Consider the following 18,584-nt stretch of genomic DNA (forward strand, 5'->3'; position numbering starts at 1 on the left):
GGGCCGTTTTGCGTTCCCCTATCGGCCCAGCAGCTCCATTCAAAAAATCCCTGTTGACAAGCCCGGCGAGATAGCCAAGTCTATCTCATTAAAAGGGTATACATTCCGCAATAACGGAATAAAAGGAGGGATGACAGGTGCCAGACCTGCTTGTGAGCCTATATTCCACGGAACTCGCCGACCTGAAACAGAAAGCCGCTGATGCCGGCATCTCCGTCCGCCCAGCCCTCCCCCCGGAACTGCATCTCGTCACCGGCTGGGTGCGCGAACGCTTCAGCCAGAATTGGGCAAGCGAGGTCACCGTCGCCTTCTCCCGTCAGCCCGTTGCCTGCCTGATATCAGTCGAAGGCGGCAGGCTGCTTGGTTTTGCCTGCTACGACACCACCGCACGGGGTTTCTTCGGCCCGACCGGCGTCGATCCCGAAATGCGCGGCAGGGGTATCGGGCTCGCGCTGTTTTCCGCCTGCCTGCAGACGATGAAGGCGCTCGGCCATGCCTATGCATTCATCGGTGATGCCGGCCCGGTCGATTTTTACGCCAAGACCGCAGGCGCAATCACCATCCCTGCCCCCGACAGGGGCATCTACGAAGGCATGCTGCGAAGCACGCCGATCATCTGATCCCGGAGTTACAGAATTGTCCTCGACCCCACTCGCCCTTTTCGTCGGCCTGCCGAACCCTGCCATTTCGGATGATGAATTCGCCCTGTTCCGCGAGACCAATCCGCTCGGCCTCTTCGTCGGCCGCCGCAATCAGCGCGAGCCGGAGCAGACGAAGCGGCTGATCGAACGTTTCCGCGAGGCCGTCGGCCGCGACGACGCGCCCGTCTTCACCGACCAGGAGGGCGGCCGCGTCCAGCATCTCGACGCCGGCCCCTGGCCGCTCTTCCGCAGCTTCGGCCAGTTTGCCGAACTTGCCCGCCGCGATTTCGATCTCGGCAAAAAGGCACTGCGCCTTTCCTCCCAGGCCATGGGCGCGATGATGACGGAACTCGGCCTTTCCAGCGGCTGCTCGCCCGTTCTCGACCTCGTCTTCGAGACGACGAGCGCGGTCATCGGCGCCCGCTCTTTCGGCCCTGATCCCGATTTCATCGCTGCCCTCGGCCGCGAGGTGGTCGACGGCCTGCTCGAGACCGGCAACATGCCCGTGATGAAACACATTCCCGGCCATGGCCGCGCGACACTCGACTCCCATAAGGAGCGGCCGGTCGTCGATGCCAGCCGCGAGACGCTCACCGCCACCGATTTCAAGCCCTTTGTCGCGCTGAAGGACACGCCCTGGGCGATGGTCGCCCACGTCGTCTACTCGGCCTATGACGCGGAACTGCCGGCGTCGATCTCGCCTGTCATGTACAACGTGATCCGCAACGACATGGGTTATGAGGGCGTGCTGATCTCCGACTGCATCTTCATGGAATCGCTGCAGGGCACGCTGCCGGAACGCGTCAGACAGGTGCTCGACGCCGGCTTCGATATCGCCCTCCACAGCCACGGCGACATCCCCGAAAGCGAAGCCGCCGCCAAGGCCGCCCGGCCGCTGACAGAAGCCGCGCTGAAGCGCATCGCCGCCGGTAAAGCCCGCCTCGGTAATCTCAAGATCGACATCCACACCGCCCACGCCGAGGTCGAAAGCATGTTTGCAAGCGCGCCGGTCTCCTGACCGGCAGATTATTTTTCACCGCATAAGAAAAGGGGAATAGAACATGAAAAAATATCTTCTTGCCGCCGCAGCCCTGACGCTGTTTTCGGGATCTGCCCTGGCGCAGACGGTCCTGACCGCGAATATCGAACCGGCGACCACCTGGGTCCGCAACTTCAACCCGTTCAACCAGACCTCGGCGCGCCAGTCGACGCTCGACTTCATCTACGAGCCGCTTGTTATTTTCAACCGCTTCGACAGCAACAAGCCGGTCTATCGCCTGGCGGAAAGCTTCAAGCTCTCCGACGACCTGAAGAGCATCGATTTCAAGCTGCGGCCGAACCTGAAATGGTCCGACGGCAAGCCGCTGACGGCAGCCGACGTCAAGTTCACCTATGATTACCTGAAGAAGTTCCCGGCGCTCGACTTCGTCAGCATCTGGAGCTTCATCACCGACGTCAAGGCCGTCGACGGCCAGACGGTGCGCTTCACGCTCGCCAATCCGAGCTCGCTCGCCGCCGAGCAGATCTCGCAACTGCCGATCGTACCGGAACATGTCTGGAAGGACGTCGCCGATCCCGTCACTTTCGCCAACGAGAACCCGGTCGGCAGCGGACCGCTGACGGAGGTGCCGCGCTTCACCGGCCAGACCTACGATCAGTGCCGCAACCCGAACTACTGGGATAATGAGCACCTGAAGGTCGACTGCATGCGCTTTCCGCAGCTTGCCGACAACAACCAGATGCTGACGGCAACGGCCGACGGCACGCTCGACTGGGGCGTCTCCTTCATTCCCGATATCGACAATGTCTATGTCTCCAAGGACCCGGCGCATTTCCACTATTGGTATTCGCCAAGCAGCATGGTCGCCTTCCTGTTCAACCTGGAAACAGCGAACGAGAACAACAAGAAGGCCTTCAACGACCTGAAGTTCCGCCGCGCCGTCTCAATGGCGCTCGACCGCAAGACGATGATCGACGTCGCCGGCTACGGCTATCCGACGCTGAACGAAGACCCCGGCCTGATGGGCGAGCTTTACAAGAGCTGGGCCGACCCATCTGTTAAGGCCGACTTCGGCAAGTTCGCCACCTATGACGCCGACGCCGCCAAGACTCTGCTCGACGAGGCCGGCTATAAGGACAAGGATGGCGACGGGTTCCGCGATAATCCCGACGGCAGCAAGATCTCCTTCTCGATCATCGTTCCGAGCGCCTGGACCGACTGGATCGATACCGTCAATCTTGCCGTCGAAGGCATGCAGGCGGTTGGCATCGACGCCAAGATCGAAACGCCTGAAGAAGCCGTCTGGACCGGCAACCTCATCAACGGCACCTTCGATGCGGCGATCAACAGCCTGCCGGCCTCGGCCTCGCCCTATTACCCCTATAAGCGCGCCTTCAGCGCTTCGGACAAGGGCAAGACCCGCTTCACCGCGCAGCGCTGGTTCAATCCTGATGTCGAGAAGCTTGTCACCGAGTTCACCCAGACCGCGGATCTTGCCAAGCAGAAGGATGCGATGAACAAGGCACAGCGCATCGTCGCTGAAAACATGCCTGTCATTCCGGTGTTCAACAATCCGAACTGGTATCAGTACAACACCAAGCGCTTCACCGGCTGGTCGACCAAGGAAAACCCCTTCGTCAATCCGTCGATCTCGCGGACCAACCCGGCACGCCTCTTGAACCTGCTGGCTCTCGAGCCGGTCAAGTAAAGCATTTTGATACCGGGGGCGGTGCCAGCGCCGCTCCCGTTACGACGGAGTCCCCATGGCTTTCCTGCTTCGCCGCCTGGTCTTCTACATGGCAGCCTTCATCGCGGCAGCGACGATCAATTTCTTCCTGCCCCGCCTGATGCCGGGCGATCCGGTGCAGATCATGTTCTCGAGCACCGGCACCGAATTGCCGCCGGAAAGCCTGCAGGCGCTGAAGCTCACTTTCGGTTTCGTCGATGGCCCGCTCTGGCAGCAATACTTCACCTATCTCGGCAGTATCTTCACCGGCGATCTTGGCCGCTCGATCAAGTATTTCCCGCTGCCGGTCACCTCGGTTCTCGGCCATGCCCTCGTCTGGACCGTCGCCCTGATGGGAACCGCGACGATCGTCAGCTTCGCGCTCGGCACCTTCCTCGGCATCGTCGCCGCCTGGCGGCGCGGCAGCCGGTTCGACGTCGTCGTCTCGGTCGGCGCGATCTTCGCAACCTCGGTGCCGGCTGTCGTCACCTCGCTGATCGTGCTCTTCATCTTCGGCTTCACGCTCGGCTGGTTCCCGAACGGTTATGCCGCCGATCCCTCGCTCGATCCGGCCTTCAGCCTGCAATATCTCGGCAGCGTCGCCTATCACGGCATCCTGCCGATGGTGACGCTCTGCACCGTGTTGATCGGCGGCTTCACCGTCACCATGCGCAACAACATGATCAACCTGCTCGGCGAGGACTATATCGTCATGGCCCGCGCCAAGGGCCTTTCCGACCGGCATGTGATGCTCCGGTATGCGGCACGCAACGCCCTGCTGCCGACCGTCTCCAGCCTTGCCATCGCCATCGGCACCATCCTCGGCGGCTCGCTGGTGACCGAGGTCGTCTATAACTATCCCGGCCTCGGCAATATTCTCTACCAGGCGATCCTCGCCCGCGACTATCCCGTCATCCAGGGCCAACTGCTGATCATGACCGCCACCATGCTGATCGCCAATTTCATTGTCGACGTCAGTTATATCTTGCTCGACCCGCGGCTGAAGGGAGCGTGAGATGAAGACCCTGCTTCGAAACCGCAAGGCGCTCACCGGCCTCGCCATCATCGCCGTCATCGTCATCGTCGCGATCGCAGCCCCGCTGCTGACGCAATATGATCCCGCCGCCCGCACCGGGCGGCCGCACCAGCCGCCGTCGCTCGATCACATCCTCGGCACCACCCGCATCGGCCAGGACGTCTTGGCCCGGCTGATCTACGGCGCGCGAACCTCGCTCGCCGTCGGCTTCGGCGCCGGCCTGCTGATTACGCTGGTCGGCACCGCGCTCGGCATCATCGCCGGCTACCGCGGCGGCAAGACCGACGAGATCATCAGCTTCTTCACCAATATGGTGCTGGTCGTTCCCAACCTGCCGCTGCTGCTCGTGCTCGCCGCCTTCATCGGCCAGGCAAGCCCCGTCGTCATTGCCCTCATCCTCGGCGCCACTTCCTGGGCCTGGGGCGCCCGCGTCACCCGCGCCGAGACGCTCTCGGTCAAGCACAAGGATTTCGTCAAATCAGCCGAGATGATGGGCGAGCCTCAATGGCGCATCATGACCTTCGAGATCTTCCCCAACGTGATTTCGATCGTCGGCATCAATTTCATCGGCAGTGTCATCTTCGCAATCATCACCGAGGCGACGCTTGAGTTTCTCGGCCTCGGCGATCCCCGGGCAATCTCCTGGGGCACCATGCTCTACAATGCGCAGAAGGCCTCGGCGCTTTCGGTCGGCGCCTGGTGGGATATCCTCACCCCCTGCTTCGCGCTCGCCTTCCTCGGCATCGGCATGTCGCTGTTGAATTTCGCCGTCGACGAGATCGCCAATCCGCGGCTGCGCACCGGCAATCATCTGAAGCGCTGGTCGCTGCTGGTCCGCTCCGGGGAGGGCCGCCTATGACGCAGCCGCTGCTCTCAGTGAGGAACCTCACCATCGATTATATCGGCGAGGAGAAGGATTTCCGCGCCGTCGACGATGTCAGCTTCGATGTCGCGCCCGGCGAAGTCTTCGGTCTTGCCGGCGAATCCGGCTGCGGCAAGAGCACCATCGCCTTCGCCATCAGCCGCCTGCACAAGCCGCCGGCGCTGATCCGCAAGGAGAGCCGCATCCTGCTCGACGGCCGTGATGTGCTCGGCCTCGACCGGCAGGCGCTTAGTGCCTTCCGCTGGCGCGAGGTCGCCATGGTCTTCCAGAGCGCCATGAACTCGCTGAACCCGGTGGCGCGCATCGAGACGCAATTCTACGACATGCTTCGCACCCACAAGGGCATGAGCCGTGCTGCAGCGCGCGAGCGCACCGCAGAGATGCTGAGGCTCGTCGACATCGCGCCGGATCGCATGCGCGACTATCCGCACCAGTTTTCCGGCGGTATGCGTCAGCGCATCGTCATCGCCATCTGCATGGCGCTCGATCCGAAACTCGTCGTCATGGACGAGCCGACGACGGCGCTCGATGTCGTCGTCCAGCGCGAGATCCTGCAGCGCATCAACGAATTGCGCCGCAGCTTCGGCTTTTCCGTGCTGTTCATCACCCATGATCTCGGGCTGATGGTGCAGTTCTGCGATCGCATTGGCATCATGCTCGCAGGCAAACTCGTCGAGCAGAACAGTGCCGAGGCGATCTACAAGACGCCTCGGCACGACTACACGAAAAAGCTCTGGGCCTCCTTCCCCTCGCTTCATGGAGCCGTGCTGTTATGAGCGATACCGTCCTCGCCCTCGATAAGGTGACCAAGACTTTCGGCCACGGCCCATCCGCCGTCCATGCCGCCCGCGCCATCTCCTTCTCGCTGCAGGCCGGCCGGGCGCTGGCCCTCGTCGGCGAATCCGGCAGCGGCAAGACCACCTGCGCTCGCATGGCAATGCGCGAGTATCAGCCGACATCGGGGCAGATCCTCTATAAGGGGCGACCGGTCGAAGTAGCGAAATCGGCCGAGATCGCCCGCTACCGCCGATCGGTGCAGATGATCTTCCAGGATCCCTTCGCCTCGCTGAACCCTGCCCACACCATCGCCCACCACCTGCGGCGGCCGCTGCAACTGCATCGCACGGAGATCAAGGGCGCCGCGATCGATGCGACGGTCCGCGAACTGCTGCAGCGCGTCAGGCTCGATCCCGATCTCGTCGCGCCGAAATATCCGCACGAGCTCTCAGGCGGCCAGCGCCAGCGCGTCAACATCGCCCGCGCCTTGGCCGTCAAGCCGGAGGTGATCGTGGCGGACGAGCCGACCTCGATGCTCGACGTCTCGGTGCGCCTCGGCGTGCTCAACCTGTTGAACGAGATGAAGCAGGAGATGAATCTCGGCCTGCTCTACATCACCCATGATATCGCCACCGCCCGTTATGTCGCCGAGGACATCGCCGTGATGTATGCGGGCCAGATCGTCGAGTGGGGCAGCGTCGCGGGGGTGATCGACAATCCGCAGCATCCCTATACCAGGCTGCTGCTCTCGGCCGTGCCCGATCCCGATGTCCGTTTCGAAGATCCGAAGGCACGCCTCAGACCCGACGAGGTGGAAGATATCCGCCGCCGTTCGGCCGCGCCGCAGGACGAGATCGTCGAAGTGGAGCCGGATCACTTCATGCGGATGATCTGACAACTCGTTTGATTGCGCCTCAGCTGAGTTCTTGAGCGAGACCGAGGAGAAGCCCGTCGGGCCCGCGGATGTAGCAGAGCCGATATGTATCTCCATATTGGACGACTTCGCCTACGAGCTGCGCGCCACGCGCACGAAGCCTTCCAAGCGTCTCGTCGATGTCGTCAACGGTGAACATGACGCGGAGATATCCCAGCGCGTTGACGGGAGCGTTGCGGTGATCTGCGACGACATCGGGCATGAGGAAGCGGGAGAGTTCGAGCCGGCTGTGGCCATCAGGCGTGCGCATCATGGCAATCTCGACACGCTGATCGCCCAGTCCGGTGATACGTCCGGCCCATTCTCCCTCGATCATGGCCCGTCCTTCGAGTTCGAGGCCGAGTTCGCCAAAGAAATCAATTGCGGCTGCAAGGTCTTCGACGACGATGCCTACATTGTCCATCCGCTTGAGCGCCATATTTCCAATCTCCAAAGTGTCGTTGCAATCACGAGGTGGCGCCTCGTTTAACAAAGGACGTTTGAGGAGCCCGAACACCGACAGCCGTCCCAACCCAATTCGCTGCTAACCACATCAAGAGCTTGAAAGATGGAACCGCCTCAAACCAGCGTCCCGTTTTCAAACGCTGGCGCCTGCTTACTGGCCCCGCTCATCACCCTATGCTAGGGGACGGTTCCTTTCCATGCGAGGCGAAACCGTCATGCTGCCCTGGATCCAGCTCGATTGCGCGACCATTCCCGGTGAAAACGGTGAACTCAGGCTGAAGCAGCGCGGCAACGAGTTCTCGATCATGCTGGGCGCCAACGAGTTGATGAACAGCCGCCTCAGCGGTTCGGAGGAGGCGTTGGCAACGCTTTCCTGGGAGCGGATCAAAGCGCATCCGAAGCCCCGAATCTTGATCGGCGGGCTCGGCATGGGCTTTACGCTGCGCGCCGCTCTCGCCGTCCTTCCCGAAGATGCCGGGATCACCGTCGCCGAACTGGTGCCGGCTGTCGTCGCCTGGGCGCGCGGGCCGATGGCCGAGGTCTTCAAAGGCTGTCTAGACGATCGGCGCGTCACCATCCATCAGGGCGATGTCGGCGAGGCAATCCGCGCCGGCAAGGGCGCCTATGACACGGTCCTGCTCGATGTCGACAACGGCCCGGATGGGCTGACCCGCAAATCCAACGATGGGCTCTACGATTTTAACGGCCTCCGCGCCGCTCGCGACGCGCTTTGCCCCGGCGGTGTGCTCGCCGTCTGGTCATCCGGTCCCGACCCCGATTTCACCCGCCGCCTCAAGGACAGCGGCTTCTCCGTCGAAGCCGTCAACACCCGCGCCAACGGCAAACGTGGCGGCGCCCGCCACGTCATCTGGCTGGCCGTCAAACCGGCTCGCTGAGATTTAACTGCCCGAAGCGATCCTGCGGGCGGCATTGATGGCGCGGCGGGCGCCGGAGCGCAATTGCGTCGTCTCCGCACCGGCAATGACCAAGTCGAAACCGAACTTCAAGAGTTCGCCGGCCCGCTCGCCATCGGCGGCATAGGCGCAGGCAAATTTGCCGTGGGCCCGGCAGCGCGCAACCGCATGCTGCATGGCGCTGTCGATCTCGGCGGCGTTCGGCGCCACCTGATCGCCATTCGACAATGCGATCGAAAGGTCGGACGGACCGACGAAGATGCCGTCGATGCCGGCAACGCCGAGGATAGCATCGATCGCCTCAAGTGCCGCCCGGGTCTCGACCATGGCGATGGCGACGGTCAGCGCGTTGGCGTTTTTCAGATAGTCGTCAGCGGACAGGCCGGTGTGGTTCAGCGCCAGCGACGGTCCCCAGCTGCGCTCGCCGAACGGCGGATATTTCGTGGTCCTGACGAAGGCTTGCGCGTCTTCGGCCGAATTGATCATTGGCGCGATGATGCCGGAGGCGCCGGCGTCGAGCAATCGCGAGGCGGAAGCGAAATCGCCGACCGGTATGCGCGCCAAGGCTGGTTTGCCGGCGAGGCGCACCTGGCCGACGGCGTTTGCTGCCGCCGGCATGTCCCACAGGCCGTGCTGCATATCCAGCACGACGGCGTCGAAAGCCTCCTGCGCCAGATGGTTGGCGAGCGTGGCGTCCGGAATACCCACCCAGGCGGAGATCATGCCGCCCTGGTGGTTCCTGATCCGTGCCGCGAAACCGTCGATTTCAGCTGCGCTCATGCCATTCTCCTCAGTTCATTGGCTCGATCAGAAGGGTTCACGGCCTCATCCTTTCCGGTGTAGCCGCGAAAGGACGATCATGACCACGACTCCCAGTCCCGCCAGGATGGCTCCCCAAAGGATCCAGATCGTTTGCCTGATCATGAAGCTGGACGACGGATAGGGAAAATAGCCACTTCCCTGGCCGATCCAGATCAGTCCGAAGATGATCATAAGCACTCCGAGAACATATCCGATCGTTCGCCACATGCTTCAGCCGCCTTCCCTATCGATTCGATCCCACAATGGCGACCGGCTTCGTTCATGACAAGGCTTCTCCTGGGCGCAAACGAAGGAATCACAACCCGCTGAAATCACTCAATTCTTTTTGAGGCAGCCTCTCATGCGCTTCAGCAACCCGGCCATGGTCATAGTGACTATTGCTGTACGTCCAATGAATGACTTTAGATTCGTGAAAATATCAATCACTATAGGACGGGTACAATCCCAACTAACGAGCCCAAGGCCGAACCATATTGCTTTGCCTTTCTTTGGTCCCTGATGATGTTGCACGCGAATTCTGCTGGGTAGAGCAGGCCGGACATTGCCGTTCTGGAGTTTCGATGAAAAAGGTGGCGCCATGACCCATATTGCACTTCGCTCCCTAGCCAAGGGACTGGGTTCCTTCGTCCTTCCGCAACTGCGAAATACGCACGTAGAAGGGGGCACTGCTTCTGCGCGCCACTGTTATGACCTTTTCTTCCGCCACTACGGTCACCTAGCGCCTTGGCTGAACGGCAAAAGGCCTGAAGTATTGGTCGAGGTCGGCCCCGGAAGTTCGCTTGGCGTTGGGCTTGCCGCACTGCTTGCGGGCGTCGACACGTACATCGGGCTGGATTTGCAAGACCACCGGAGCATCGAGCACGATCTTGAAGTCCTGAACGGTTTGATTGAACTCTTCGGCGAGCGGGCCGCATTTTGGGATAACACCGTATCGGGCGACATTTTTTTTCCGCCGTCACCGACAAACTTCGCCTGGGATCGGATAGATGGGATCGTGCAACAGCGCCTCAGTGCGGCGGCAATCGATGCGCTGAAGGCGGACCTCGTGAATGGCAGCGAACGATTAAAGTTCGTCGCACCATGGACCGATTTCAACGTACTGCAGGCGGGTGTGGCTGACTGGCTGATGACGCATTCAGTCATGGAGCACGTGGACAACCTCGTTGATACCTATATCGCTATTGCCCGGTGGCTGAAGCCAGGAGGGTTTGCGACGCACCTGATCGACTTTCAATCTCATGGTCTGTCAAGCGACTGGAATGGGCACTGGGTTTTGGGCGCCCCCACGTGGACGATGATGCGTGGACGACGACCCTACCTGATAAATCGGAAGTGGCGCAGCCATCACATCAATCTGATGCAGGAGAGCGGCTTCGAAATCCTTGCGGAACTCCAGTACATCCGTACGGACGGACTAGGACGGAAGGAATTTCGAGCGCCGTTCACGTCAATGCCAAATGGTGACGAAAAAGTTGCGATGAGTTTCTTTGTGACGAGAAAAATCGGCTAAGGATCGGACTCGAAAAGACTTCAACTATATCCATAACTTGCGAGGCGTCTGACTTGCGGATGTGGCGATGGTTATTCGGGATAACCGCCGTCAGAGCCTTTCCGTCACGCGGCGCGGCTCGAGCTAGCCGACCTTCCCCGCCTCGTTCATCAGCCAGGCGCTGAGCTCCTCGCTGTGGGCGCTTGCCGATCGCGGCGGTACCAGCCAGTAACCGCGGTCAGGCGCTTCCAGCGACGGGCCGGCTTCAACAAGCATATGCGCGAAAAGCAGCGTATCAACGAGCCCCATCCAGCCGATTGCCACGCCCTGCTCGCTGAGTGCGGCCTGAACCACCAGCGAATATGTATTGAAGCTGATGTCACCGCGGCCGGCATTGATGTCGCGGATAACCGAAAATTCCGTTAGATAGCTGCGCCAGTCGAACCAGGGCGATGGCATCGGCGTGTCGAGATGGATCAGAACCGCCTTGGCAAGCTGCGCCGGATCGTCGAATGGGCCGTTGCGATCGAGAAATCCCCGCGTGCAAACGGGCACGACCTTTTCCGGCAGCAGCAGCGTACCGATTGCGCCGAATTCCGCCCGCGTGCCAAAAACGACCGCGACATCCGCCTGGTCGCGAAAACCGGCGGCAAACCTCTGCGTCGCGACGATCTGTATATCCGTGTCCGGATGAAGAAGACGAAAGCCGTGCATGCGCGGGATCAGCCACAGCGCTGAAAAGGCATAGTCGGTTCTCAGCCGAACGACCGGCCTTTGCGCTTCGGCACGGAAACTGCGGGCGAGCGCATCAATGTCGCCGACCGCCTTGGCGGTGACCTCGAGAAGCCGCTCGCCTTCGGCAGTCAGCGTCACGCCGCGGTGCTGGCGGTGCAACAGGCTGACGCCGAATTGCTCTTCCAGCCGGCGGATCTGGTAGCTGACGGCCGGCTGGGTCAGCCCAAGCAGCGCGGCGGCCGCCGAAAAACTCCCGAGCCGCGCGACCTCGACGAAGATCCGCATCCATCCAAGCTCAGGCGGGTAGTCTGCCATAAAAATTCCTTTTGGCACCCATCGAAAAAAGCCAGCTTTACAGCAGCAATAATAGGGGCTTCAATAAAATCTTCAAATAGCATAGGAATAACCACATGGCGCGCCCCAATATTCTCATCCTGATGGTGGATCAGTTGAACGGGACCTTGTTTCCCGATGGGCCTGCCGATTTCCTGCATGCGCCGCATCTGAAAGCATTAGCGGAGCGTTCAGTGCGTTTCGCCAACACCTATACGGCAAGCCCGCTTTGCGCACCGGCGCGGGCGTCCTTCATGTCCGGACAATTGCCGAGCCGGACGCGTGTCTACGACAATGCCGCGGAATTCGCCTCTGATATTCCGACCTATGCCCATCATCTGCGCGCCGCCGGTTACCAGACGGCACTTTCCGGCAAGATGCATTTCGTCGGCCCCGACCAGTTGCACGGTTTCGAGGAACGGCTGACGACGGACATCTATCCGGCCGATTTCGGCTGGACGCCCGACTATACCAAGCCCGGCGAGCGCATCGACTGGTGGTATCACAATCTCGGTTCGGTGACCGGCGCTGGCGTCGCCGAGATCACCAACCAGATGGAATATGACGACGAGGTCGCCTACAACGCCATCCGCAAGCTGTTCGATCTATCACGCGGCCATGACGACCGCCCCTGGTGCCTGACCGTCAGCTTCACCCATCCGCACGACCCCTATGTCGCGCGTCGCAAATTCTGGGATCTCTACGAGGATTGCCCGGCCCTCGATCCGGCAGTTGCGCCGATTGCCTTCGAGCAGCAGGACCCGCATTCGCAGCGCCTGATGAAGGCTTGCGACCACGAGGCTTTCGACATCAGCCCCGAAGAAATCCGGCGGGCAAGGCGGGGCTACTTTGCCAATATCTCCTATGTCGACGACAAGATCGGCGACATTCTCGGCGTGCTGGAACGGACCCGCATGGCCGACAACACCATCATCCTCTTCGTGTCCGATCACGGCGACATGCTCGGCGATCGTGGCCTCTGGTTCAAGATGAACTTCTTCGAGGGATCGGCGCGCGTTCCGCTGATGATTGCGGCACCCGGCTGGAAGCCGAGGCGCATCGATCAGCCCGTCTCCACGCTCGACGTGACGCCGACGCTGGCTGCCCTTGCCGGGATCGACATCGCCTCGTTGAAACCATGGACCGAAGGTGAGGATCTTTCAGCACTTGCCGCAGGCACGGGCAGCCGCGGCCCGGTGCCGATGGAATATGCCGCCGAAGGTTCGGAAGCCCCACTCGTCTGCATCCGGGACGGGCGCTACAAGCTCTCGCTCAGCGAGAAAGATCCGCCGATGCTGTTCGACCTCGAAGCCGATCCACAGGAACTCGACAATCTGGCGGAAAAGCCGGCACATGCCGATACGCTGGCACGGCTTGTCGAACAGGCACGCCGTCGCTGGAACCTTGCCGATTTCGACGCAGCCGTGCGCGAAAGCCAGGCGCGCCGCTGGGTGGTCTACGCGGCGCTGCGCAACGGCGCATATTATCCTTGGGACCATCAGCCGCTGCAGAAGGCCTCGGAACGCTACATGCGCAACCACATGGATCTGAACGTGCTGGAGGAAAGCCAGAGATTCCCGCGCCAGGAATGAGCGGCAGGGGCTCGCGGTTTAAGCCGTCCGGCGCGCCGGCGCCTCGCGCAGGAAATCCTCGATGAAGGCCTTTTGCAGCAGGATGCCGTCCCATTCGTCGGAGAAAAAGGGCGAATCGTAGATCAGTGTGAAGGGACCGGCGTAACCGGCCCTTTCGCACATCTCCAGGCACTTGCGGTAATCGTCGGCATCGAGACCGGCAACGCCGTAATCGGCTTTGGCATGGCAGATTTCCGCCCGACGCATGATATCGGCAAGACCCTCGTATTTCGCCGGTGCGGCCCAGTTGCCGAGATCGCCGTTAAGGCCGACCTTGCCGTCCAGTCGATCCAACAGCCAATTCATCTCGACGGGTGACGGCAAAAGGTCGAACCAGTTCTCGACGACGACGCGCACGCCGCTGCCTTCGGCTCTTTCGGCGAGCCAGCCGAGGTGACCGGCGGAGCGGCTCAGATTTTCCTCGGTCGGTTTCTCCTTGCCGGCGATGACGCGCATCTTCTGTGCTCCGAGAGCCGCGGCGATATCAATCCACTCCGCCATCCATCTGACGTCGCGTCCGGCCGTTTCCGGATGGCTGGGATCGCCGTCTTCGACGAGCAGCGTCTGGAACAGCACGTCCGAAGCCGTCATCGCATCGTGCAGTTCGGAGAGGTAGGCAGCGTCAAGGCTCGGCAGATGGAAGGAACAGACCTCCAGCCGATGGATGCCGCGGGCTGCGAGCGCCGCCGGCATGTCGATCAATTCAGCAGCGCCCGGACCATAAGGTTCTTTCGGCGCGGCACTTTTATCAGGATCGGGGCTGTAGCCATAGACGGGGCCGAGCAGCCGATGCAGCGACCATGTCGAAACCGCGAAGCGTCCGTTCTGCAATATCTGCACGTGCCTTCCTCCAGGATCAAGTCGTGCCATCAATGGCAACAAAAGCCCGGTGGTTCAATCGCCAATCAGGCGAAATCGCCGCGAATGACCGGCTCGGCGGCAAGGGCGATCCCGAGCAGCGCCTCGTCGCGATTGGCTGTCGCCGATAGAAGCAGGCCGACCGGCATCCCCGCCTCACCCGTGCCGCAAGGAATGGAAACGCCGCACCAGTCGAGGAAATTGCCGAGCGCGGTGTTGCGCAGCGTCTTGTTGTTCGTCGCGAAAAATAGCTCGTCGTCCTCTTCCAGCGGTGCGATCGGCGGAGCGACATGAGCGACCGAGGGAAAGGCGATCAGCCGGTCGCCGACGAGACGCTCGACATCGGCGATCAGCCGGCCGCGCGCTTCGAGGATCGCCAGATAATCGGCCAAGGTGGTCTTGGCACCGAGACGGGTGCGCATCACGACGCGGTGGTCCATACGGTCGGCGTCCGGTCCTGCCAAACGTTGGTGGTGAAGCGCGAAAGCCTCCGCCGTCACCAGCGGACCATATCGCGTCATCAGATCGAAAATCTCGTTGAAGGCTGGAATGACGGCGCGGGAAACACGGGCGCCGGCCTGTTGAAGACGTTCCAAGGCTGCCTCGAACGCGGCGACGACACCGGGTTCGGCCCCGTCGAAGACGATATTTTCAGGCACCAGCAGTTCCAGCCCCTGCAGCGGACGCTCGACGATATCAGGCGCCGTCCGGCCGCGCATCGCGGCATCGATCCAGACCGCATCCCTGACGTTGCGGCAGAGCGGCCCCAGCGAATCCAGGCTCTTTGCCAGCGGATAGACACCGTCCATCGCATGACGGCCGCGGGTTGCCTTGTAGCCGACAATGCCGTTGAAGGCGGCGGGAATGCGCACCGAGCCACCGGTATCCGTGCCCATTGCGACGGGCACCAGCCCGGCTGCTACGGCGACACCGGCGCCAGATGACGAACCGCCGGGGATACGCGGGAGATCGCTGCCACGCGGATTGACCGGCGTGCCGTAATGCGGATTGATGCCGAGGCCGGAAAAGGCGAATTCGCTCATATTGGTCCGGCCGACGGCGATCATGCCCGCCTGCCGGAGAAGGTTGACGACGGCCGCATCGCGCTTGGCCGGCGCATCTGCGGCCAACACGACGGAACCAGCCGTCGTTACCAAACCTTCGATGTCGAAAAGATCCTTCCAGGCGATCGGAATCCCGTCCAGCAATCCGAGCGAGCGCCCTTCCCACAAACGCTTCGAAGAGGCGCGCGCCTCCTCCAGCGCCCGGCTTTTGGTGAGCACGGTGAAGACGGCCTTGTCGGCATAATTGCCGATCGTTTCGAAGACCGCCTCAGCCACGTCGACCGGATCGGCTGCGCCACTCTGAATGAGGACGGAAAGCTGGGCGACCGACATGGCGCCAAAGGATTTGCTCATGAGACGATCCAGACGAAAGTTGATCCCCTGGACTACCCCGGATCATTCCGGCGAGCCAGAGCTTCACGATATTTTGCATTTATTAGGACGATTTTTTGAACACTGAGTTTGCATATCGCCCCTTCAATTGCCGCGATTAAAGACACACATGCTGCACGCATGCGGGAGTCGGTTCGCCATGAGGGTTGAGAGTTTATTCTTGAGAGACCGACATCGCATGTGTTGCAGGAGTAATTAAAATGACAGATTGTGAAACTTTGACCCACCGCCAGGATATGGTGACCCTCCATGTGAAAGAGGACGAAACGGCCGGTTTGGGCGAGCGCGACTATGTGGAACATGTCAGCGCCCAGAAGCTGTCGGGCTTCGAACGTGTTGTCGTGGTCGCAGCGCTGGCTCTCTTGAGCTTTGTCGGTTTTGCCGCATATTCTTCCAGCGAGACGGACCCGGTGACGACATCGGCCATTGCCGCTCCATCAGGCGACAACACGCCGCACCATCAGCCTTACGGGCATTGCCGTGAGAGCAGCCCTTACGCTGAAAGGGTTTGCTGAGGGCGAGCGCGGCTCGCCCGGGGAGAACCCCGGGAAAAACGATCTCGCCGGGCATGGAGCCCTTGGCCCAGGCTGCATCGACAGCAAGAAAGGGAAAGGACCATGGCCGGTGGTGATATCGACTACAATCTCGACCGCTTTATCGACGCTCAGAACGGCGTCTACGAACGGGCGCTCGCCGAGCTGAAAGCCGGGCGCAAGACCTCACACTGGATGTGGTTCATCTTTCCGCAAATCGCCGGTCTCGGCAAATCGCCGATGGCCGAAAAATATGCGATCCGCTCGGCCGAAGAAGCCGCCGCCTATCTCGCCGATCCCATCCTCTCCAGCCGACTTTTACGCTGCGCCCAGACGATTCTGTCGCTCGACGGCCGATCCGCGCACCAGATCCTCGGCTCGCCCGATGACCTGAAGCTACGCTCGTCGATGACCTTGTTCGCGGCAATCAGCGACCACGGCTCACCCTTCCACCGGGTGATCGAACATTTCTATGACGGGAAGTTCGACGAACGGACGATGGAAATCCTCAGTGCTGGGGATTAGCGGCCCGGTCTGCTTTCCAGCGCGTCGATTTCGTCGGAAATTTCGCTCAGCCGCTGACGCAGATCGCTGTCGGTGCCGTCATCGACCTCTTCCTCGCCGAAACAATAGCGCGCATCATGAAGCTCCAGCTTCGCTTCGAGCTCGGCGCGTTTGGCATACAGGCGCTTGAGATAGACGTGGTTCATATGCCGGTCTCCACTTGTCCTCCGGTGATGGAAAAACGGTATGGAAGCGGTAAGGTTCCCGAAAGACCGGTCAGGCGAAAGATGCGATCGCCGCGTTGCATGCCTTGGCGAAATGACCGCAGCAGCTAGCAGCGCCCATGGTCTGGCGGCTGACGCGCGCACCTTCGAGCAGCAACGTCAGCGTATCGGCCAGCAGCTCGGCTTCGCGCGCGCCGGCCGCCGAACAGAGCGCGGCCAGGCGATCACGCTGTTCGGCCTTGTGCCGCTCGATCATTTCATGCGCGGGATGGCCCTCACCCTTCAGCTCGATGGCGGCATTGGCGAGATCGCAACCGGCGGGCTCGCCGTTCAGACATTGCGCCCGCATTTCCACCCAGGCGTAGAGCTGGGCGCGCGGATTGCCGGGATAGGCCACCTCCAGATCACGCCAGATGGCACCGGCCTTTTCGGAGGCGCGGCGCAGCGTCTCGCAGACGAGCTCGTCCTTCGAGCCGAAATGCCGGTAGAGCGTCATCTTGTTGGTCAGGGCCGCGTCGGCGATGGCATCGACGCCGATGCCGCGGATGCCGCGCTCGCGAAAAAGCTCCGACGCGGTCGAGACGATCCGTTCCCTGGGCGGGATGCGATCCTCTGAAACGGCTGCGGAGATTTCATTCGAAGTTTCTGATTTTTTTGCGGACGTCGTCCTTGACATCGATGTGACCGATCGGTAACAAATGCATTGTTACTTACCGGTAACACCACGAAACGCGAAAGTCAATGAGAACACGGCAGCGCAAAGTGGAACACGGGCGACCGCCCACGAAAGGAGGACAGCCATGAGAAAGACCAGCGACGACCTGACCATATCCGAAGCCCTTCGCGACCCCCTGATCGCCATGGTGTTGCGCGCCGATGGCGTGAAGCTTGAAGACTTCAAGCAACTCCTGGAGACGGCTGCCGGCAAACGCGAGCCACGCCCGACCTCGGTCGGTAACATGATCGGAGCGCTCGCAAGCCGCGCCAACCTGCCCGCCATGCCCTGCTTCGGCTGAACAGACCGCCTGAACATTTCGGGGGATCTCTCCCTGCCCCCGGTCAAGGGCTGCCGTCATAAAGAGGCGGCGGCCCTTGCCGCTTGATCGTAATGGCCGGAGAGCGCCCGCAGCATCGCGGCCAGCGCCGATGTCGCGGCAGGATCGAACCCGAGCCCCTTGACCGATTCCACCAGCAGCGCTTCGCGCACCGCCCGATATTTCAGGCAGATTTCCAAGCCCTTTTCGGTGGCGGCAATCAGTTTCTCCTTGCCCGCCCGTGTGCTCGTCACCAGGCCGCGCTTTTCCAGCTTCTTGATCGCGTAGATCACCAGATGCGCGTCCTCGACGCCGAGCACGCTGCAGAGATCGCCGAGCCGCTTCGGCCGCTGCCGGTGCGCCACCGAATGCAGCACCAGCACGTCGATCGCCGCACATCCGGGCTCGCCTGCCGCCGTCATGCAGCGTACCATCCAGCGATCGAAGGCATTGCCGGCGAGGATGAGGCCGAATTCCAGCTCCGAAAGCGCAGGAAGTGCGCCATCGGCCAGATGGGCGGAAGAGACGATCGGCCCGATTTCCGGTTGTCTTGCGCGACCGTCTGCCATGTCCAGCCTCCACCATTTGAGAGAGAAACGTTGACATTTT

General features: G+C 61.5%; 22 protein-coding genes. 13 read left to right on the plus strand and 9 right to left on the minus strand.

What is annotated here, in order from left to right:
* The first annotated feature begins 137 nt into the window (after positions 1-137).
* Genes ATY29_RS13545 through ATY29_RS13575 form a run of 7 tightly spaced genes read left to right on the plus strand, consistent with a single transcriptional unit; the run spans position 138 to position 6,958 of the window.
* Complete coding sequence (locus tag ATY29_RS13545; RefSeq protein WP_003563936.1) at positions 138-620, plus strand: GNAT family N-acetyltransferase; 483 nt, start codon at positions 138-140, stop codon at positions 618-620.
* A gap of 16 nt (positions 621-636) precedes the next feature.
* Entirely contained in the window at positions 637-1,659 is a 1,023-nt protein-coding gene (locus ATY29_RS13550) for a glycoside hydrolase family 3 N-terminal domain-containing protein (protein WP_003563938.1), read from the plus strand.
* A 43-nt stretch (positions 1,660-1,702) separates the two neighbouring features.
* A complete protein-coding gene (locus ATY29_RS13555) occupies positions 1,703-3,349 on the plus strand; it encodes an ABC transporter substrate-binding protein (RefSeq protein ID WP_097536647.1) in 1,647 nt (548 codons plus the stop codon).
* A 55-nt stretch (positions 3,350-3,404) separates the two neighbouring features.
* Complete coding sequence (locus tag ATY29_RS13560) at positions 3,405-4,382, plus strand: ABC transporter permease (protein ID WP_097536648.1); 978 nt, start codon at positions 3,405-3,407, stop codon at positions 4,380-4,382.
* A gap of 1 nt (position 4,383) precedes the next feature.
* Positions 4,384-5,262 carry an ABC transporter permease gene (locus ATY29_RS13565; RefSeq protein ID WP_003563943.1) on the plus strand — a complete coding sequence of 293 codons (879 nt, stop codon included), beginning with the start codon at positions 4,384-4,386 and terminating at the stop codon, positions 5,260-5,262.
* Complete coding sequence (locus tag ATY29_RS13570; RefSeq protein ID WP_097536649.1) at positions 5,259-6,062, plus strand: ABC transporter ATP-binding protein; 804 nt, start codon at positions 5,259-5,261, stop codon at positions 6,060-6,062. Before ATY29_RS13565 ends, ATY29_RS13570 begins: the two co-directional genes overlap by 4 nt.
* Positions 6,059-6,958 (plus strand): ABC transporter ATP-binding protein, encoded by a 900-nt coding sequence (locus ATY29_RS13575; RefSeq protein WP_097536650.1) that lies wholly within the window; start codon positions 6,059-6,061, stop codon positions 6,956-6,958. The genes ATY29_RS13570 and ATY29_RS13575 overlap by 4 nt, the downstream gene beginning before the upstream one ends.
* A 19-nt stretch (positions 6,959-6,977) precedes the next feature.
* On the opposite strand, the gene ATY29_RS13580 is transcribed toward ATY29_RS13575, so the two are convergent.
* Positions 6,978-7,415 carry a VOC family protein gene (locus ATY29_RS13580; protein ID WP_097536651.1) on the minus strand — a complete coding sequence of 146 codons (438 nt, stop codon included), beginning with the start codon at positions 7,413-7,415 and terminating at the stop codon, positions 6,978-6,980.
* 241 nt (positions 7,416-7,656) lie between these two features.
* Between ATY29_RS13580 and ATY29_RS13585 the strand changes: the two genes are divergently transcribed.
* Positions 7,657-8,337, plus strand: a complete 681-nt coding sequence (locus ATY29_RS13585) for a spermidine synthase (RefSeq protein WP_097536652.1) — start codon at positions 7,657-7,659, stop codon at positions 8,335-8,337.
* Between the two features lie 3 nt (positions 8,338-8,340).
* Here ATY29_RS13585 and ATY29_RS13590 read toward each other — a convergent pair whose 3' ends face one another.
* Together ATY29_RS13590 and ATY29_RS13595 are read right to left on the minus strand one after the other, a co-directional pair.
* On the minus strand, positions 8,341-9,135 hold the full coding sequence (locus ATY29_RS13590; protein WP_003563951.1) for an HpcH/HpaI aldolase family protein: 795 nt from the start codon (positions 9,133-9,135) through the stop codon (positions 8,341-8,343).
* Between the two features lie 45 nt (positions 9,136-9,180).
* Positions 9,181-9,384: a hypothetical protein gene (locus tag ATY29_RS13595; RefSeq protein WP_003563952.1), complete on the minus strand. Its 204-nt coding sequence runs from the start codon at positions 9,382-9,384 to the stop codon at positions 9,181-9,183.
* A gap of 370 nt (positions 9,385-9,754) precedes the next feature.
* Between ATY29_RS13595 and ATY29_RS13600 the strand changes: the two genes are divergently transcribed.
* Positions 9,755-10,687 (plus strand): hypothetical protein, encoded by a 933-nt coding sequence (locus tag ATY29_RS13600; RefSeq protein ID WP_003563953.1) that lies wholly within the window; start codon positions 9,755-9,757, stop codon positions 10,685-10,687.
* Positions 10,688-10,810: 123 nt separating this feature from the next.
* Here ATY29_RS13600 and ATY29_RS13605 read toward each other — a convergent pair whose 3' ends face one another.
* Positions 10,811-11,716, minus strand: a complete 906-nt coding sequence (locus tag ATY29_RS13605) for a choline sulfate utilization transcriptional regulator (protein WP_025418912.1) — start codon at positions 11,714-11,716, stop codon at positions 10,811-10,813.
* A gap of 95 nt (positions 11,717-11,811) precedes the next feature.
* On the opposite strand from ATY29_RS13605, the gene betC reads away from it, so the two are divergent.
* Positions 11,812-13,326 (plus strand): choline-sulfatase, encoded by a 1,515-nt coding sequence (betC, locus tag ATY29_RS13610; RefSeq protein WP_097536653.1) that lies wholly within the window; start codon positions 11,812-11,814, stop codon positions 13,324-13,326.
* A gap of 18 nt (positions 13,327-13,344) precedes the next feature.
* Here betC and ATY29_RS13615 read toward each other — a convergent pair whose 3' ends face one another.
* Together ATY29_RS13615 and ATY29_RS13620 are read right to left on the minus strand one after the other, a co-directional pair.
* Positions 13,345-14,205, minus strand: coding sequence for a sugar phosphate isomerase/epimerase family protein (locus ATY29_RS13615; RefSeq protein WP_025418914.1), 861 nt, complete (start codon positions 14,203-14,205; stop codon positions 13,345-13,347).
* A gap of 65 nt (positions 14,206-14,270) precedes the next feature.
* Entirely contained in the window at positions 14,271-15,641 is a 1,371-nt protein-coding gene (locus ATY29_RS13620) for an amidase (RefSeq protein WP_097536654.1), read from the minus strand.
* Between the two features lie 275 nt (positions 15,642-15,916).
* Between ATY29_RS13620 and ATY29_RS13625 the strand changes: the two genes are divergently transcribed.
* Both ATY29_RS13625 and ATY29_RS13630 read left to right on the plus strand, forming a co-directional pair.
* On the plus strand, positions 15,917-16,195 hold the full coding sequence (locus ATY29_RS13625) for a hypothetical protein (protein ID WP_172643003.1): 279 nt from the start codon (positions 15,917-15,919) through the stop codon (positions 16,193-16,195).
* Between the two features lie 102 nt (positions 16,196-16,297).
* Positions 16,298-16,738: a DUF1810 domain-containing protein gene (locus ATY29_RS13630; protein WP_025418916.1), complete on the plus strand. Its 441-nt coding sequence runs from the start codon at positions 16,298-16,300 to the stop codon at positions 16,736-16,738.
* Here the strand turns inward: ATY29_RS13630 and ATY29_RS13635 are convergent.
* Both ATY29_RS13635 and ATY29_RS13640 read right to left on the minus strand, forming a co-directional pair.
* Positions 16,735-16,923: a hypothetical protein gene (locus ATY29_RS13635; protein ID WP_003563960.1), complete on the minus strand. Its 189-nt coding sequence runs from the start codon at positions 16,921-16,923 to the stop codon at positions 16,735-16,737. The two genes, ATY29_RS13630 and ATY29_RS13635, sit on opposite strands and share 4 nt — an antisense overlap.
* 70 nt (positions 16,924-16,993) lie before the next feature.
* Positions 16,994-17,617, minus strand: coding sequence for a TetR/AcrR family transcriptional regulator (locus ATY29_RS13640; protein WP_097536655.1), 624 nt, complete (start codon positions 17,615-17,617; stop codon positions 16,994-16,996).
* A gap of 124 nt (positions 17,618-17,741) precedes the next feature.
* Here ATY29_RS13640 and ATY29_RS13645 point away from each other — a divergent pair, with 124 nt between their 5' ends.
* Positions 17,742-17,957 (plus strand): hypothetical protein, encoded by a 216-nt coding sequence (locus ATY29_RS13645; protein WP_097536656.1) that lies wholly within the window; start codon positions 17,742-17,744, stop codon positions 17,955-17,957.
* Between the two features lie 56 nt (positions 17,958-18,013).
* On the opposite strand, the gene ATY29_RS13650 is transcribed toward ATY29_RS13645, so the two are convergent.
* Positions 18,014-18,544 (minus strand): winged helix DNA-binding protein, encoded by a 531-nt coding sequence (locus ATY29_RS13650; RefSeq protein ID WP_097536657.1) that lies wholly within the window; start codon positions 18,542-18,544, stop codon positions 18,014-18,016.
* Positions 18,545-18,584: the final 40 nt, after the last annotated feature.

The organism is Rhizobium hidalgonense (genome assembly GCF_002914525.1).
GTDB classification, from domain to species: domain Bacteria; phylum Pseudomonadota; class Alphaproteobacteria; order Rhizobiales; family Rhizobiaceae; genus Rhizobium; species Rhizobium hidalgonense.